This window comes from Curtobacterium sp. Csp1 (assembly GCF_013347185.1).
Genome location: NZ_CP054594.1, coordinates 693,623 through 708,331 on the forward strand (window position 1 = coordinate 693,623; position 14,709 = coordinate 708,331).

Sequence of the window (14,709 nt, forward strand, 5' to 3'; positions counted from 1 at the left end):
GCCATCATCCCGCGGTGGGCGATGTGGTAGACGCAGGTGCCCATCGTCAGGCCGAGCGGGCGTAGCCGGCCTGGATCAGCGTCCAGAAGTCCTGCCCGGACAGGTCGGACGTGAACGGCAGGCGCTTCGCGTTCCGCCACGTGCCCGTGGGCGGCGGGGCGTCCGCGACGACGGCGGTGCCGACGGCGATGAACTCGGCGAGGTCGTTGCCGTACTCCTTGAACTCGATCTCGAGCCGGACCCCGACGATGCCGTCCGCGCCGAGCCGGTCGGCCTCGGCCTCCATCCGGGTCATCGCGAGCTCGCGGGCGTGGTACATCGCCTGGCTGAGCTTGTCGAGCTCCATGTTCTTGGTCCAGCGCCCGGTCTGGATGCCCACGTGGTACACGCTCGAGCCCAGGACGAGGCCGACCGGGCGGAAGCCGGCCTGGCGGACGAGCAGGAACTCGTTCACGGACAGGTCCGAGGTGAAGAGCCGTCCCGCGCCGTCGGCGAGCCGGGCGGTGGCGTCCGCGGGGAGCGGCACGCTGCCGAGGTCTGGGGTGCTCATGGTCGGGCCTCTCGTGGGTCGGGTTCAGCGGTGTCGGGATGCGGAGCGGACGCCAGGGTCGGTCAGCGGGATGACGGACGTGACGTCGCGCCGGGTGACGGCCTGCGCGGAGCGGTCGCGGAACGCGTGCATCGGCCCGGGCGCGATCGCCGTGCCGATGAACAGCGCCTCGGCGTGCAGGTCGACCTCGTCCCCGCACGAGGTCTCGAACTCGCCGATCGAGCTGCCGGTGACGACCAGGTCCGAGGCGCGGAGGGTGCCCGCGCGACGGCTGAGCTGCTGTCGGGCGTCGTCCCGGGCGGCCTCGAGCAGGTGGGTCAGGCCGTCGACCTCGGTGTTGCCGGCCCACGTCGAGCGCTGCTGCTGCAGGAGCGCGTCCTCGTGCTTCGTCGACACCGAGAGCCAGAGGGCCATGCCGCGCGGGACGTACCCGGACTGCAGCAGGGCCGTGGTGTGCTCGGCCGAGAAGCCGGCGGTCCACGGACCGGGTGCTCCGGTCCGCGCGCCGGGTCCTCCGGTTCGTGGGCTGACGGACGTGTCGAGCGTCCGGACGGCGGTGCCGACGGCGGTGAACTCCCAGATCTGCCCGTCGAGCCGGCGGCGCCGGACCTGCACGCCGACGACCCCGTCGGCCGCCAGCAGCCCGGCCTCGGCCACCATCCGGTCGTGAGCACCGTGCCACGCCCGCGCGAAGGCCTGCACGTAGGCGCCGAAGCCCGCGTTCCGCCCACCACGGCCACCCGTGGTGAGGACCGGCGACGTCCAGCCGCCGAGCATCCCGCGGCCGAGGGCGCCCATCCCGCTCCCGCTGCCGGGGCCGAACGGGGACGCCGTCGCCCAGATGCCGCAGCCGCCGCCGGCCCAGCCGAGCTGCACGACCAGGGACCCGAAGACCTCGCCGACGGGCTGCAGGGCGACGGAACCGATCGCCGCGGCACCGGGAGCGGACAGCAGCGAGCCGGCGACACCGCTCTCCCGCTGGCGGGCGGCGCGGGCGTGCGCGGCCGGTGGGAGACCGTCGGACCAGGTCGCCATGCGCACCACCCCCGGGAGGCCGTCGTGCGTCGGATGCCGCACGCCGCTCAGCCTGGCACCGCCGGGGCCGGGTCAGTCGGTGCCTGTCGACAGTCTCAGTCGGCGCTGCGCTGTCGGGCCCGGCGCAGGGTCTCGCTCGGCTGCTCGCCGTAGCGCTCGGCGTACGAGGCCGCGAACCGACCGAGGTGCGTCAGGTGCCACCGCCGGGCGGTCTCCGCGACCCGGACGCCCTCGCCCCCCGCCACGAGGTCGCGGTGGGCTCCCTCGAGGCGCTCGGCCCGGAGCCGTTCCATCGGGGACTCCCCGTAGGCCCGACGCATCGCGCTCTGCACCCCGCGTTCGCTGAGGCCGACGGCGTCCGCGACGTCCCGCAGCGTCACCGCCTGCTGTGCGTGGTCGCGCAGCCAGGCGGCGGCCCGCGCGGCACTCGTGGTGGGCTCGGGCTCCTCGGCGTCGACGAGGGGGAAGGCGTCGATGACCGCGTCGGCGATCTCGGCGTTCAGGGCGAGGCGCTGGTCCTCGTCGATGCGGCCGTCCATGACCTGGGGCGCCCGGGTCCGGATGATCGCCCGGAGCGGTCCGAGGGCGACCTCGATGTCCGGCTGCTGGCCGAACACGAGCGGGCCCCGGACGAACCGGCCGCGGCGGGCGAGCGCTGCCCGGAGCACCCGGTCGGACAGGTGGAGGATCGTGATCTTGCGGGTGTCGGTCTCGAACGCGTACGACGACGAGGCGGAGAGCACGTAGGGGTGTCCGGGGACGGGGTGGAGCCGGGACCCGTCGCCCAGGTCCTCCACCACGGCGCTGCCGTCGCCGATCCAGAACACGATGTGCTCGGCGCGAGCGTCCATGCGTCCGGCCCGGGTCCCCTCGACCTCGGCGCCCCGCATGGACACGTCGGCGTCGCCCGCCCCGACGTAGCGGAAGGTCTCGAGCGCACTGTCGACCCCGCCGCTGATCCCGTAGATGCCGTCGAGCTCGTCCCCGCGGTCCTCGCTGATCGCCTCGACGTGGAAGCGACGGAAGGACCGGGGCTCCCCCTGCTCCGGCATCGTGGACATGACGGCATCATGACAGCACGACGACCTTGCCCGCGATCCGACCCGCGGCGCCCTCGGCGTGCAGGGCCGGGAGTTCGTCGAGCGGGATGCGCCGCGTGACCTCGACGTCGAGCTCCCCGGCGTCGACGAGGGACACCAGCTCGGTCAGGCGACCGCGGTCCGGCCGGACGAACACCGTCGCCGCGCGGACGTCGCGGGTGTCGTCGCCCGGGGTGGCCATGAACGCCGTGGTGCTGACGACGGTGCCGCCGTCGCGGACGAGCGCGACGAGCGCCGCGAAGTCCTGCGGGTCGATCGGCGCGAGGTTGAGGAGCACGTCCACCGGTCGGTCGACCGCGTCGTGCAGGTCGGTGGTGGTGTGGTCGACGACCTGGTCGGCGCCGGCGGCGCGGACGGCCGCTCCGCTCCGCGGGCTCGCGGTCGCGACGACGTGCGCCCCGAGGCGCTTCGCGAGCCGGACCGCGTACTTGCCGACGACCCCGCCGGCACCGACGACGAGCAGGCGCTGTCCGGCCGTGACGTGCCCGTCGTCGACGAGGGCCTGCCACGCGGTGAGTGCAACGGACGGCAGGGCCGCGGCGTCGACGAGCGGGATGCTGGTCGGGGCGGGGACCAGGGCCTCGGCCGGGGCGACGACGTACTCCGCGGCACCGCCGTCGCGCTCCATCGGGAGGAACCCGACGACCGCGTCGCCGACGGTGAGCCCGGTGACGCCGTCGCCGAGCGCGTCGACCGTGCCCGAGACGTCGTAGCCGGGGACGTGCGGCAGGACGACGGGGATCGGGAGGAACCCGCCCCGCATGCCGTTGTCCGCGGCGTTGTACGCCGATGCTGCGACCTGCACGCGGACCTCGCCCGCGGCGGGCTGCGGGACGGGGACGTCCTCGATCCGCAGGACCTCGGGTCCGCCGACCTCGTGGAACCGGACTGCCTTCATGGTGGTGCCTTCCGTCGTGTGCTTCGATTTCGAAGCATCTGACGATGACGGTACACCTGCTTCGAGTTCGAAGCAACAGGTGACCAAAAAGGACGGGAGGCGCGAGGCGATGCCGCCAAGCGCCTCCCGTACGGACCTGGACCGGACCGCCTACCCGCGGTCACCCATCGCGTGAGCCGCCTGGTCGTACAGGCCGGTCGCCAGGTCGTTGAGGACCTGGTGGAGCTCGCCGCCGTGTGATCCGTCGACGGTGCGGAGCATCGCGCCGTAGCGCGCTCGGTAGTCGTCGACGACGGCCTCGCCGTCGGGGAGCAGCCGCAGGAGCGACCCGCGCCGGTCCGAGGGGTTCGGTGCGCGCTCGACCAGCCCGGCCGCGCTCATCCGGTCGATCATGTTCGTCACCGCACCGGACGTGAGCCCGAGGTAGCCCGCGACCTCGGTCGGGGTCGAGTACCCCGTGTCGCTGACGAGCACGAGCGCCCGCAGGGCGTTCTCGTGGATCCCCGCGCGTGCGCTCAGCTCGCCGACCAGGCTCGTGTTCGCGCGGACGACGGCGGCGAAGGCGGCCATCAGGTCGGCGTCCGTGGAGGGTGCCACTCGGGTCTCGTCTCGTCGGAGGGGGACGGCGTCCCCCGCTCTGGGGTAAGTGTACGACTGGCCAAGTTGGTCAATGGTTGATTATCTTGATGAGTGAAGCAAGTCGGCCCGAACCACGTGCTTCACCTTCTTCCGAACACCAACCGAACCGATGAGGTACACCGTGTCCAAGCTCCGCACCTCCGCGATGAAGCGGGTCCGTTTCGCCCCCGTGGCCCTCGTCGCTGGCATCTTCGCCGCCGTCCTGCTCTCCCTCTCGCTCACCGGCACCCTCTCCGGGTTCGCCGCGAGCATCACGAACAGCGGCAACTCCGCCGCGTCCGGCACGCTCGTCATGCAGGAGCAGAACGCCGGAGCCACCGTCACGTGTCTCAGCACCGACGGCGGCTCGGTGTCCACCAACGCCGCGACCTGCTCGACGATCAACAAGTTCGGCGGCAGCACGACGATGACGCCGGGCAACACCGTCAACACCGCGATCTCGATCAAGAACACCGGCACCGCGAACGCGGCAACCTTCACGCTCACCCCGGGCGCGACCTGCACGCAGTCGAACAACGGCGCGCAGAACGGCACCGCGACCGACCTCTGCGCCAAGATGAACCTCGTCATCACCTCGGGCTCGACCACCGTCTTCAGCGGCACCCTCGCCAGCTTCAAGGGCGCGGCCGCCTCCGCCTTCACGATGCCGCCGGCCCCCGCCGCCGGTGCCGCGGTGCCGTTCAACTTCGCCGTCACGCTCGACAGCAGCGCCGGCAACACCTACCAGGGCCTCGCGGCGTCCGTCCCGATGACCTGGACGTTCACGGCCTGATCCGGCTCCGGTCCGGTCCCGCCCTGATCCCGGGCCCGGGCCCGGGCCTGGTCCCCGGCCCGACCAGATCGCAGCTCCGACCCGACCAGCATCCCGACCCCCGGGAGCGGCGCACGACACCCGGCGCCGCGACCGGCCTCCCGGTCCCCCACCGGGACCCACCCCCGGCGGTGTCCGACCGATCCCCCCATCCGGTCGGGCACCGCCTCCCCCGTCCACCACCGCCGCGTGACACCACGCCACCTCGCACCACGTCACGCCACGTCTCGTCCGATCGGAGCAGCGCATGAGCCAGACCGCAGCCCTCCCGCTCAGCGGAACGCTCGACCGCCCGTTCCTGCGCGGTCGGCAGACCAGCCGCTCGGAGACGGTCGCCGCATGGACGGTCGCGGTCGTCGCGGCCCTGTTGCTCGGCGCCGCGGTCCTGTTCCTCGCCGCCGGCGGTCGCTGGTTCGTCGTCGAGACCCCCTCCATGGGCGAGGCCGCCCCGGTCGGCACCCTCGTGCTCGACCTGCCGGTGGACGTCTCGACCCTGCGCGTCGGGGACGTCGTGTCCTTCGAGACCGCGGCGAACCGGGGCGTCGTCTACACGCACCGCATCATCGCGATCGACGCCCACGGCGGGCTCCACACCCGCGGCGACATCAACGGCGCGACCGACCCGTGGACGCTCGGCCAGGCCGACGTGATCGGCTCGCCGGCGCTCCTCGTCCCGCACCTCGGTTGGCTCTTCCGCGCCGCGCCGATCCTGCTCATCGGCACCCTGCTCGTGTGGACCGTCACGAGCGTCTTCACCGACCGGGTCACCCGGAGCAGCCTGCGCATCGCCGGCGGCGCGCTCACCGCGTCGTACGCGGCGTTCGTCCTCAAGCCCTTCGTCAACGTGACGACGATCACGAACACGTCCAGCCCCGCCGGGGTCGAGGCGACCATCGTCTCCTCCGGTGTCTTCCCCGTCCGGGTCGAGGCGCACGGCGGCAACACCCTGCACCTCGTCGACGGGCAGGTCGGCCGCGTGGTCATCCACGAGCTCACAGAGAACGGGCACTACCAGATGACGTCGAACATCGACCTCGACCCGGTCGGCTGGGCCGCGCTCATCGCCGTGTGCCTGGTCCCGCTCGTCCTCTGCCTGGCCGTCGGCCGCGTCGAGACGGTGCGTGCATCATGACGGGCCTGCACGCCCTCCCGCGCGTCCGCCGTCGCCCGCTCGCGCTCCTGCGGCTGCGCCAGCCCGCGCTCCGGCGCCTGCGCGACGGCCGACTCGTCGCGGTGCTGCTCGTGGTGGCGCTCGCAGCCGTGGTGCTCCTCAACCAGTTCGCGCCGACCCGCTCGGCGTACAGCGCGGTCGTCACGGACTCCACGAACACCGCGGGCACGGCGCCGTACTTCACCTGCGCCGGTGCGGTCAGCGCGGACGCCTCCGGTGCGCTCTTCGCCTACCGGCTCGGTGAGGTCTCCGGGTCCCGGACCGCGGCCGACGCGTCCGGCAAGGCCGCGAACGGCACCTACCAGGGCAGCATGGTCGCGGCGACGCCGAACCCGAACGGGTGCGTCCGGGACACCGGGACCGCGTACGTGCTCAACGGCTCGACGAGCTTCGTGTCGACGCCCCGCGCGTACACCAACCCGACGACCTTCAGCGAGGAGGTCTGGTTCCGCACCACGGTCGCCGGCGGCCTGCTCATCGGCTTCGGCAGCAGCCAGACCGGGACCTCCGGCCAGCACGACCGCCAGACCTGGATCAACCCGTCAGGGCAGCTGGTCTTCGGCGCCTACAACGGGACGACGCAGACGATCACGTCGCCGCAGACCGTCACCGACGGCGCGTGGCACCACGTCGTGTCGACGATGTCGCCCGGGAACGGGATGCGGCTGTACCTGGACGGATCGCTCGTCGCGTCGAACGCCGCCTACACCCAGCCCGAGAACGCCACCGGGTACTTCAAGATCGGGTACGACACGATCGCGTACTGGCCCGGTTCGCCGTCCAACTACTCCTTCACCGGTTCGATGCGCTTCGCCGCCGTCTACGGCACGGAGCTGACCGCGGCGCAGGTCGCCGCGCACGCGGCAGCCGGACGCTGACACCGCGGCGTTCGCCGACCGGGCCGCGACCGGACGGGAGGCGCGTGGCCGGCCCGCCACGCGCCTCCCGTCCGTCCGTCGCGCACCACCGTGGGCCGGTGCGCCGACCGGACAGCCGTCCCGCGGACGCTCCGTGTCCTCCGGGGCGGCGCGCGTACCAAGGAACCTCACCGATCCACACGGAGGAACCACCCATGAGCAAGGAAGCGAACAACGCCACGCAGGAGACGCTCGGGGGCATCCTCGAGGCACGTGACTGGGGCCGCATGGCCGAGGCGTGGCACGAGGACGTCGTCGACCACGATCCCGCGCCGGGTCAGGCGCCTGGCCTGCAGGGGATCGTCGACTTCTGGCAGGAGTTCACGACCGCCTTCCCCGACGTCACGCTCGAGGCCGACCCGCTCGTCGTGACCGACGACTTCGTGACCGCGGTCTTCACGATCCGCGGGACCCACACCGGACCGTTCCAGGGGCACGAGCCGACCGGCCGCTCCTTCGAGGTCCGCGGCATCCAGGTGTCGAAGTTCGTCGACGGTCGCATCGCGGAGCGGTGGGGCTCGACGGACCAGCAGGGCATCGAGGAGCAGCTGCAGCTCGGAGCGTCCGACGTGCAGTTCGTCAGCAAGGACTGACGAGCACTCGGGTACGCTCGCGCTCGTGCGTCTCCGGGTCCTCCTCGCCTCCGTCCTCGTCGCTGCGACCCTGCCGGTGGTGCTCGGCGCGGGACCCGCGTCGGCGCACGACGTCCTGGTGTCCTCGGACCCCGCGGCGGACGCGTCCGTGTCCGGCGACCTGGACCGGGTGACCCTGACCCTGTCGGAGCCGCCGCTGTCCGGCCTGCAGAGCGGGATCGTGATCAGCGTGACCGACGCCGGCGGCAGCGAGCACGCGCGGGGGGACGTCAGCACCGACGGGAACACCATCGGCACCGCGGTGGACCTGACGGACGCCGGGGCGTACCAGGTGCGCTGGCGGAGCGTGTCCGTCGACGGGCACCCGATCTCGGGCGAGTACGCCTTCACGTCGACCGGGGCGACGGCGCCGGCGCCGTCCGCGTCGGCGCCGTCTTCGTCGGCCACGGCCGGTACTCCCGCCGTCGGCCCGTCACCGTCGGCCACCGCCACGGAGGTCGCGGAGGCGCAGGCCCCCGCGGCGCACCAGCACGGCGCCGCCACGACGATCTGGCTGCTCGCCGGACTCGTCGTCGTCGCCCTGCTCGCCGTGCTCGTCACCCGCCTGGTGCAGCGCCGGCGCGGCCCGGCGCTCACCGCCGAGGACGACCGGTGACGGCAGCCGCCGCCCGCGCCGCGCTCGCCGCCCTCGCTGCGGACCCGGCCCCGATCGCCCCGGTCATGCCGACGACGGCCGACCCGCGCGCAGCGGCCGTGCTCATGCTCTTCGGCGAACTCGACCACGTCCCGAGCACCCGTCCGGCGCGGGCCGAGGCCGTGCACCGGGACCTCGACGTCCTGCTGCTCGCCCGTGCTTCGACGCTCCGATCGCACCCCGGCGAGGTCGCCTTCCCCGGCGGACGGCTCGACCCCGGCGACGCGGACGCCCCTGCAGCGGCACTGCGCGAAGCCCGCGAGGAGACCGGGCTCGACCCGGCGGGCGTCGAGGTCCTCGGGACCCTGCCCGCCGTCCCGCTCGCGCACTCGAACCACCTGGTGCGGCCGGTGCTCGGCTGGTGGCGCGCACCGTCAACGGTGCGGGTCGTCGATGAACGGGAGTCCGCAGCGGTCTTCCGGACGCCCGTCGCCGACCTGCTCGACCCGGCGGTCCGCGGGGTGACGGTCCTGCGCCGCGACGGCCGGGAGTGGCGCGGGCCGGCGTTCGCGGTGCACTCGGAGCAGGGCGTCCACACGCTGTGGGGCTTCACCGCGATGCTGCTCGACGGGCTGTTCGACCGCCTCGGCTGGACCGAGCCGTGGGACCGGTCACGCGAGCTGCCGCTGCCGACGGAGCGCTGACCCGTGCTGTCGACCGTGCTCGCCGGCGTGCCGTGGGCGGCCTTCGTCGTCCTGGTCGCGGTGGTGGTCGTCGCACCGTTCGTCGGAGTGCTGCTCGCGCGGACGCCGCGGACAACGACGGTGCTGCTCGTGCTCGCGACGCTGGCGGTGCTCGGGCTGACGCTGTACCCGGACGGTGACCCCTCGCCGGCGGCGACGTGCTCGGTGGGGCTGCCGTACCTGTCGCCAACCGCCGCGGAGTCCGTCGCGAACGTGCTGCTGTTCGTGCCGCCGGCGTTCCTGGCCGGGATCCGCTGGCGGCACCCGCTGGTGGCCGTGGCGGCGGCGAGCGGACTGTCCGCTGGCATCGAGGCGCTGCAGGCCGTCGTGCTCGGCATCGGCCGGGCGTGCGACACCGGCGACTGGGTCACGAACACCATCGGTGCCGTGGTCGGCGGCCTCCTCGCGTTCGCCGCTCTGACCGTGGTCCGCCGCCGGTGCGCCCGTGGTCGTAGGGTCGTGGCATGACCGTCGTCGCGCTCGTGTTCGCCGCCCTCGCAGCGCTCCTGCACGTGTACATCTTCGCGCTCGAGTCCGTCCTCTGGACCACGCCCCGCGCCCGGAACACCTTCGGCACGACCGCCGAGGAAGCCCAGGCCACCCGGCAGCTCGCGCACAACCAGGGCTTCTACAACCTGTTCCTCGCGGTGCTCGCGATCGTCGGCGTCGTCGTGGTCGCCGCCGGCGGCACCGCGGTCGGTCTCACGCTCGTGGTCGCGGGCACCGCGAGCATGCTCGGGGCCGCCCTGGTGCTGTTCGCGAGCGACGCCTCGAAGCGCCGCGCGGCGAGCACCCAGGGGGCCTTCCCGCTCCTCGCGCTGCTGTCGCTCGGCGTCGCCGCACTCGTCTGAACGAGCGCAGCCAGGAGCACGAGCGCAGCCCGGGCGCCCCCGCTCAGTCCAGCGACGCGAGCAGCGCCTCGACCCGGCCCCGGATCTCGTCCCGTACCGGGCGCACCTGCTCGAGCGGCAGCCCGGCGGGGTCGGTGAGCGCCCAGTCCTCGTAGCGCTTCCCGGGGAACACCGGGCACGCGTCCCCGCACCCCATCGTCACGACGACGTCCGCCTGCCGCACGGCGTCGGTCGTCAGGACCGCCGGCTCGGCCCCGGCGATGTCGATGCCCTGCTCCGCCATCGCCTGCACGGCGACGGGGTTCAGCCGGTCCGCGGGCTCCGACCCGGCCGAGAACACGTCCACCCGGTCGCCCGCCAGGTGCCGCAACCACCCGGCGGCCATCTGGGAGCGGCCCGCATTGTGGACGCAGACGAACAGGACGGCGGGCTTGGTGTCGGTCACGTGACCATCCTGCCGCGGAAGCGGCGGGGCGGGGGTGCGCCGTGCCTCCCGGCAGGAGGGTGCGGTAGCGTCCGCGACGTGATCGTCTGGATCAACGGCACCCACGGGGCGGGCAAGACCACGACGGCGCGGCTGCTGCAGCCGCTCCTGCCGGACGCGCGCGTGCTCGACCCGGAGAAGATCGGCGAGGTCCTGATGGACGTGCGGCCGCCGCTGCCCGACCACGGTGACTTCCAGCACTGGGCCCCGTGGCGACCGCTCGTCGTCGAGACCGCGACCCGGCTGCTGGACCACGTCGGGGGCACGCTCGTGCTGCCGCAGACGGTCCTGGTCGAGGCGTACTGGCGGGAGATCGCGGACGGGTTCGCGGCGCGTCGGGTGCCGGTCCGGCACGTGGTCCTCGACGCCGACCAGGACACGCTGCGGGCGCGGATCGAGGGCGACACCGTCGTGGGCTACTCGCTCTTCCGGATGAGCCGGCTCGCGCCGTACGCCGAGGCGGCGCGCACCTGGCTGCACGACGCGGCCCAGGTCGTGTCGACGGTGGGGCGCGCACCGGAGGAGGTCGCGCGCGAGATCGCGCGCAGCGTCGCGGCGGGCTGAGCCGGTGGGCTGATCCGGCGGCTGACCCGTCGGTCCGTCGATCCGGCCGTCGGTCCGGCCGTCGGCCTGGAGGATCGGAGCCGGTCAGGTGGACACGGCCGGCTGGCAGCGTGGGCACCACCACACCCGCCGCGGTGGGGAGCCGACCACCTCGACGTCGTCCCGTGCCCGGACGCTCGTCCCGCAGCGGAGGCACGGTCGTCCCGCCCGGCCGACCACCCAGTGCCGCTCGCCGCGGCGGAGGACACCGGTCGTCACCTGGTACGCGTCCGGGACCGTCGCCGAGTGCCGGAGCATCCGCTGCGCCGTGTCCACCAGCGTCGGGACGTCGACGGTGCCGATCGGGCGGTCCGGGTGCAGGCCCCGGACGAAGCCGAGCTCGTTCGCCCAGAGGTTCCCGAGTCCGGCGACCCGACGTTGGTCGAGCAGGGCACGGCGCACCGGCAGGCCCGGATCGGCGGTCAGGCGGCGGACGGCCTCGGCGCGGTCGAGGTCGTCGTGGAGCAGGTCCGGGCCGAGGTGCCCGACCGCGCGGTGCTCGTCGCGGGTGGGCAGCAGCTCGACCACGGGCAGGTCGAGGCCCCAGACGGTCCGGCCGTCCTCGAGGGCCATCCGCACCCGGGCCTGCTGCGCGGCGTGCACGGGGAGTCGGCGCCCTGCGGCGGTCACGGTCCACGAACCGGTCATCCGCATGTGGGTGTGCAGCGTGGTGCCGTCGTCGAACCGGGTGAGCAGGTGCTTGCCGTGGGTCGTGTGCCCGGTGATCCGGCGGCCGGTCAGCGGGGTGCCGGTCGCGTCGCCCCCGCGGAGCTCGCCCGAGCGGACACGGGCGCCGTCGACCGCGCGGAGGCGTGCCGCGAGTCGGTGGACGGAATCACCCTCGGGCATGCGGCGACGGTAGTCCCGGCCGCCGACACCGGGACCGCGTGCGGTGGGTCGGTTCGTCCTGCCCGTGATGGAGCAGAAGACGTCGGGTGCTCGACCGGCGCCCGACGTCTTCTGCTCCACCGAGACGGCGGCGGGTCTCAGGCGGCGGTGGTCTGCGGGGTCCGGAGTGCCGGGCAGTGCTCCGGGGTGGGGTGCTCGGTGATCGCGATGACCTCGTCCAACCGGGCGCGCGCGGCCTCGAGCTCGGCGAGCTGCGCCGTGATCCGGTCCCGCTCGGCGACGAGCAGGGCGAAGGTCTCCGGCGTCGCCCGCCCCGCGTCGACGCAGGGCAGTAGCTGCACCACGGTCCGGCTGGGCAGGCCGGCGGCGAACAGCTGCTGGACCAGGCGCACCCGGTCGATCGACGACTCCGTGTAGGTGCGCTGACCGCCCGCCGTGCGGACCGCGGTCAGCAGGCCCTGCTCCTCGTAGTACCGCAGGGAGCGGACGCTCACCCCGGTCGCCGCCGCGAGGTCACCGATGCGCACGTCTTCTCCGATCCGGGCTTGCACCTGACACTGATGTGAGGTCTTAGCGTAGCCGAGCCGCCGCGGGAAGTGCCCGCCCGGCAGGAGGACACCATGGACATCGCCGGATCCGTCGCACTCGTCACGGGCTCGAACCGGGGCATCGGCCGCCGCTTCATCGAACAGCTGCTCGAGCGCGGCGCGGCCAAGGTCTACGCGACCGCCCGCCGCCCCGAGCTGGTCGACGTCCCGGGCGTCGAGGTGCTGCCGCTCGACATCACCGACGAGGCATCGGTCGCCGCCGCGGCCGCTGCGGCCCCGGACGTCACCCTGCTCGTGAACAACGCGGGCATCGCCACGACAGGGTCGCTGCTGCGCGGGGACCTCGCCGACGCCCGCCGCGAGATGGACACGCACTACTGGGGCACGCTCTCGGTGCTGCGGGCGTTCGCGCCGGTGGTGGAGCGGAACGGCGGCGGGGCGATCGTCAACGTGCTGTCCGCCCTGTCGTGGTTCGTGTACCCGGGGTCCGGGGCGTACGCGGCCGCGAAGGCCGCGGAGTGGAACCTCACCAACGCCGTCCGACTCGAGCTCGCCGGCTCGGGCGTCACCGTGCAGGGGCTGCACCTCGGGGCGGCGGACACCGACATCATGGCCGGGTACGAGGGGCCCATGATCGACCCGGCCGAGGTCGCACGGGCGTCCCTGGACGGGGTCGAGCGCGGCGTCGCCGAGGTCCTGGTCGACGAGTGGAGCCGGGGCGTCAAGGCGTCACTGCAGCACGAGCCGGAGGCGTTCTACCAGCAGTTCGCCTGAGCACGAGCCGGCCGAGCCCCGCCCGGCCGAGCCCCCGTCGGCCGGCGGTGCCTCCGGCACCGCTTCCGGCACCGCGGAGTCAGGCCACCAGCGGTGCGAGCACGTCGACGACCAGATCGGGACGGGTGACGAACGGGTGGTGCCCGGTCGGGAGCTCGACCACGTCCGAGGCCCGGGCGGCGTGCTCGCGCTGCAGCCCGGGGGTGGTGCTTCGGTCCTCGGTGCACACGACCGCCGTCGAGGGGACGTCCGCCCAACCGGTCCGGGTGGTCGGCGTCCCGAAGGCGGCGGCCGCCTGGGTCGTGGTCCGGGCGAACGCCTCGCGCTGGGTCGCCGTGTCCCCGTCCTGCAGGAAGCGTGCGCCGAACGTGTCGACGTCGTACCCGTCGAGGGCGATGCGGCCGTCATCGACACGGATCGTCACCGGATCGGGCTCCGCGCCCATGATCGAGCCCTGCGTCGCCCCGACCGGTGGCGTGTAGCTCGACACGAGGACGACGTGCCGGACGGCCGGGTGGGTGCCGGCCTCGGCGATGACCGTCCCGCCGTACGAGTGCCCCACGAGGACGACGTCGCGGTGGGCGTCGAGCACGGCGCGGAGGGCGGCGGCGTCGGTGGCCAGGTCGCCGTCGGGGGTGCCGGGCACCTCGCCGCAGGACGGCAGGGCGACGGTGACGCTCGCAGCCCCGGTGCGCTCGAGGAGCAGGTCGGCGGTGGGCTGCCACCACCATGCACCGTCGCGGACGAGGGCACCGTGGACGAAGACGACGGTCGCGGTCATGGAGCCGAAGGTAGGCACCCGCCTCGGCCGTCGTCCGGTCCGTTCGCTGACAGCGACCGAGCGGGGGTCGACCCCGTCGACCCCGTCAGCCGCGCAGGAAGTCCGCGATCGGGGTCGCGCCGCCGTTGAAGCGGATCGTCCGACCGGCCGTCGAGGGGTCCTCGAGCACGTCCGCCACCACGTGCGCGACGTCCGCGCGTGCCACCTGCGACGACGAACCGTCCCAGTCGACCCGGCCCGTGGACTCGTCGTCGGTCAGCGTGCTCGGCGCCACCACGGTCCACTGCAGGTCGGAGTCGCGCAGCACGGCGTCGGCGATCATCTTCGACTGGGCGTACGCGAAGAAGTCCTGGTCCTGCGGGATCCCGTGGTCGAGCTGCGACCCGGACCACGAGACCATCACGTACCGGTCGACCCCGGCGCGTGCCGCGGCCTGCACCGAGAGCACCGCGGCGTCCCGGTCGATCGCCCACGTCCGGTCGACCGAACCGCCACCGGCTCCGGCCGACCAGAGGACGGCGTCGTGCCCGCGGACCAGGTCCTCGAGGTCGGTGAGGGACTGCTGCTGCACGTCGGCGACGCGGGGTTCCCCGCCGTGGGCACGGACGTCGTCCTCCTGCTCCGGGTTGCGGATGACGGAGGTGACGCGGTGGCCCCGGTCGGTGAGGATGCGGGTCGCGAGGAGGGCGACCTTGCCGTGGCCGCCGAACAGGATGATGTCGCTCATG

Annotated in this window: 20 protein-coding genes; 10 read left to right on the plus strand and 10 right to left on the minus strand. The window is 73.7% G+C overall.

The annotated features are described in order from the left end of the window. Positions 1-46 precede the first annotated feature (46 nt). The 5 genes from HUN58_RS20205 to HUN58_RS03465 form a co-directional block, all read right to left on the minus strand. Positions 47-550, minus strand: coding sequence for a YbjQ family protein (locus tag HUN58_RS20205; RefSeq protein ID WP_217488576.1), 504 nt, complete (start codon positions 548-550; stop codon positions 47-49). Positions 551-574: 24 nt separating this feature from the next. Next, the gene (locus HUN58_RS03450; RefSeq protein WP_208745406.1) at positions 575-1,585 is read right to left on the minus strand and encodes a heavy metal-binding domain-containing protein; all 1,011 of its coding nucleotides are present in this window, start codon (positions 1,583-1,585) and stop codon (positions 575-577) included. A 95-nt stretch (positions 1,586-1,680) separates the two neighbouring features. Further along, positions 1,681-2,646 carry a helix-turn-helix transcriptional regulator gene (locus HUN58_RS03455; RefSeq protein WP_114849239.1) on the minus strand — a complete coding sequence of 322 codons (966 nt, stop codon included), beginning with the start codon at positions 2,644-2,646 and terminating at the stop codon, positions 1,681-1,683. 7 nt (positions 2,647-2,653) lie between these two features. After that, positions 2,654-3,583: an NADP-dependent oxidoreductase gene (locus HUN58_RS03460; protein ID WP_180224818.1), complete on the minus strand. Its 930-nt coding sequence runs from the start codon at positions 3,581-3,583 to the stop codon at positions 2,654-2,656. A gap of 150 nt (positions 3,584-3,733) precedes the next feature. Beyond that, entirely contained in the window at positions 3,734-4,180 is a 447-nt protein-coding gene (locus HUN58_RS03465; protein ID WP_114849241.1) for a MarR family winged helix-turn-helix transcriptional regulator, read from the minus strand. A 151-nt stretch (positions 4,181-4,331) separates the two neighbouring features. On the opposite strand from HUN58_RS03465, the gene HUN58_RS03470 reads away from it, so the two are divergent. The 8 genes from HUN58_RS03470 to HUN58_RS03505 all read left to right on the plus strand — a co-directional run bounded on the left by HUN58_RS03470 (position 4,332) and on the right by HUN58_RS03505 (position 9,942). Continuing rightward, on the plus strand, positions 4,332-4,994 hold the full coding sequence (locus HUN58_RS03470) for a hypothetical protein (RefSeq protein WP_141859514.1): 663 nt from the start codon (positions 4,332-4,334) through the stop codon (positions 4,992-4,994). 286 nt (positions 4,995-5,280) lie between these two features. Beyond that, complete coding sequence (locus HUN58_RS03475; protein ID WP_208745407.1) at positions 5,281-6,165, plus strand: S26 family signal peptidase; 885 nt, start codon at positions 5,281-5,283, stop codon at positions 6,163-6,165. Next, a complete protein-coding gene (locus HUN58_RS03480; RefSeq protein WP_114849244.1) occupies positions 6,162-7,082 on the plus strand; it encodes a LamG domain-containing protein in 921 nt (306 codons plus the stop codon). Before HUN58_RS03475 ends, HUN58_RS03480 begins: the two co-directional genes overlap by 4 nt. Before the next feature lie 194 nt (positions 7,083-7,276). Beyond that, positions 7,277-7,714 carry an ester cyclase gene (locus HUN58_RS03485; RefSeq protein WP_208745408.1) on the plus strand — a complete coding sequence of 146 codons (438 nt, stop codon included), beginning with the start codon at positions 7,277-7,279 and terminating at the stop codon, positions 7,712-7,714. A gap of 25 nt (positions 7,715-7,739) precedes the next feature. Beyond that, entirely contained in the window at positions 7,740-8,369 is a 630-nt protein-coding gene (locus tag HUN58_RS03490; protein WP_208745409.1) for a copper resistance CopC family protein, read from the plus strand. Positions 8,370-8,434: 65 nt separating this feature from the next. After that, complete coding sequence (locus HUN58_RS03495; protein ID WP_208745716.1) at positions 8,435-9,052, plus strand: CoA pyrophosphatase; 618 nt, start codon at positions 8,435-8,437, stop codon at positions 9,050-9,052. A gap of 3 nt (positions 9,053-9,055) precedes the next feature. After that, complete coding sequence (locus HUN58_RS03500; protein WP_114849247.1) at positions 9,056-9,559, plus strand: VanZ family protein; 504 nt, start codon at positions 9,056-9,058, stop codon at positions 9,557-9,559. Beyond that, positions 9,556-9,942, plus strand: a complete 387-nt coding sequence (locus tag HUN58_RS03505) for a DUF1304 domain-containing protein (protein ID WP_180225916.1) — start codon at positions 9,556-9,558, stop codon at positions 9,940-9,942. The genes HUN58_RS03500 and HUN58_RS03505 overlap by 4 nt, the downstream gene beginning before the upstream one ends. Positions 9,943-9,985: 43 nt before the next feature. Here HUN58_RS03505 and HUN58_RS03510 read toward each other — a convergent pair whose 3' ends face one another. After that, complete coding sequence (locus HUN58_RS03510; RefSeq protein ID WP_058740639.1) at positions 9,986-10,387, minus strand: arsenate reductase ArsC; 402 nt, start codon at positions 10,385-10,387, stop codon at positions 9,986-9,988. A 78-nt stretch (positions 10,388-10,465) separates the two neighbouring features. Here HUN58_RS03510 and HUN58_RS03515 point away from each other — a divergent pair, with 78 nt between their 5' ends. Then, positions 10,466-10,990, plus strand: a complete 525-nt coding sequence (locus HUN58_RS03515; protein ID WP_114849249.1) for an AAA family ATPase — start codon at positions 10,466-10,468, stop codon at positions 10,988-10,990. Between the two features lie 84 nt (positions 10,991-11,074). On the opposite strand, the gene HUN58_RS03520 is transcribed toward HUN58_RS03515, so the two are convergent. Together HUN58_RS03520 and HUN58_RS03525 are read right to left on the minus strand one after the other, a co-directional pair. Beyond that, the gene (locus HUN58_RS03520) at positions 11,075-11,878 is read right to left on the minus strand and encodes a DNA-formamidopyrimidine glycosylase family protein (protein WP_180225917.1); all 804 of its coding nucleotides are present in this window, start codon (positions 11,876-11,878) and stop codon (positions 11,075-11,077) included. A 137-nt stretch (positions 11,879-12,015) separates the two neighbouring features. After that, positions 12,016-12,405 (minus strand): MerR family transcriptional regulator, encoded by a 390-nt coding sequence (locus HUN58_RS03525; protein WP_180225918.1) that lies wholly within the window; start codon positions 12,403-12,405, stop codon positions 12,016-12,018. A 93-nt stretch (positions 12,406-12,498) separates the two neighbouring features. On the opposite strand from HUN58_RS03525, the gene HUN58_RS03530 reads away from it, so the two are divergent. Next, positions 12,499-13,200 carry an SDR family oxidoreductase gene (locus HUN58_RS03530; RefSeq protein WP_180225919.1) on the plus strand — a complete coding sequence of 234 codons (702 nt, stop codon included), beginning with the start codon at positions 12,499-12,501 and terminating at the stop codon, positions 13,198-13,200. Between the two features lie 79 nt (positions 13,201-13,279). Here HUN58_RS03530 and HUN58_RS03535 read toward each other — a convergent pair whose 3' ends face one another. Both HUN58_RS03535 and HUN58_RS03540 read right to left on the minus strand, forming a co-directional pair. Beyond that, the gene (locus tag HUN58_RS03535) at positions 13,280-13,981 is read right to left on the minus strand and encodes an alpha/beta hydrolase (RefSeq protein WP_180225920.1); all 702 of its coding nucleotides are present in this window, start codon (positions 13,979-13,981) and stop codon (positions 13,280-13,282) included. Between the two features lie 85 nt (positions 13,982-14,066). Next, positions 14,067-14,708, minus strand: coding sequence for an SDR family oxidoreductase (locus tag HUN58_RS03540; protein ID WP_180225921.1), 642 nt, complete (start codon positions 14,706-14,708; stop codon positions 14,067-14,069). Position 14,709 lies beyond the last annotated feature (1 nt).

Coding starts and splice junctions, on each gene's coding strand:
- HUN58_RS03535 (WP_180225920.1), bottom strand. CDS start 13,981: ATGACCGCGACCGTCGTCTTCGTCCACGGTGCCCTCGTCCGCGACGGT.
- HUN58_RS03460 (WP_180224818.1), bottom strand. CDS start 3,583: ATGAAGGCAGTCCGGTTCCACGAGGTCGGCGGACCCGAGGTCCTGCGG.
- HUN58_RS03540 (WP_180225921.1), bottom strand. CDS start 14,708: ATGAGCGACATCATCCTGTTCGGCGGCCACGGCAAGGTCGCCCTCCTC.
- HUN58_RS03485 (WP_208745408.1), top strand. CDS start 7,277: ATGAGCAAGGAAGCGAACAACGCCACGCAGGAGACGCTCGGGGGCATC.
- HUN58_RS03520 (WP_180225917.1), bottom strand. CDS start 11,878: ATGCCCGAGGGTGATTCCGTCCACCGACTCGCGGCACGCCTCCGCGCG.
- HUN58_RS03470 (WP_141859514.1), top strand. CDS start 4,332: ATGAGGTACACCGTGTCCAAGCTCCGCACCTCCGCGATGAAGCGGGTC.
- HUN58_RS20205 (WP_217488576.1), bottom strand. CDS start 550: ATGAGCACCCCAGACCTCGGCAGCGTGCCGCTCCCCGCGGACGCCACC.
- HUN58_RS03530 (WP_180225919.1), top strand. CDS start 12,499: ATGGACATCGCCGGATCCGTCGCACTCGTCACGGGCTCGAACCGGGGC.
- HUN58_RS03450 (WP_208745406.1), bottom strand. CDS start 1,585: ATGGCGACCTGGTCCGACGGTCTCCCACCGGCCGCGCACGCCCGCGCC.
- HUN58_RS03455 (WP_114849239.1), bottom strand. CDS start 2,646: ATGTCCACGATGCCGGAGCAGGGGGAGCCCCGGTCCTTCCGTCGCTTC.
- HUN58_RS03475 (WP_208745407.1), top strand. CDS start 5,281: ATGAGCCAGACCGCAGCCCTCCCGCTCAGCGGAACGCTCGACCGCCCG.
- HUN58_RS03505 (WP_180225916.1), top strand. CDS start 9,556: ATGACCGTCGTCGCGCTCGTGTTCGCCGCCCTCGCAGCGCTCCTGCAC.
- HUN58_RS03495 (WP_208745716.1), top strand. CDS start 8,435: ATGCCGACGACGGCCGACCCGCGCGCAGCGGCCGTGCTCATGCTCTTC.
- HUN58_RS03480 (WP_114849244.1), top strand. CDS start 6,162: ATGACGGGCCTGCACGCCCTCCCGCGCGTCCGCCGTCGCCCGCTCGCG.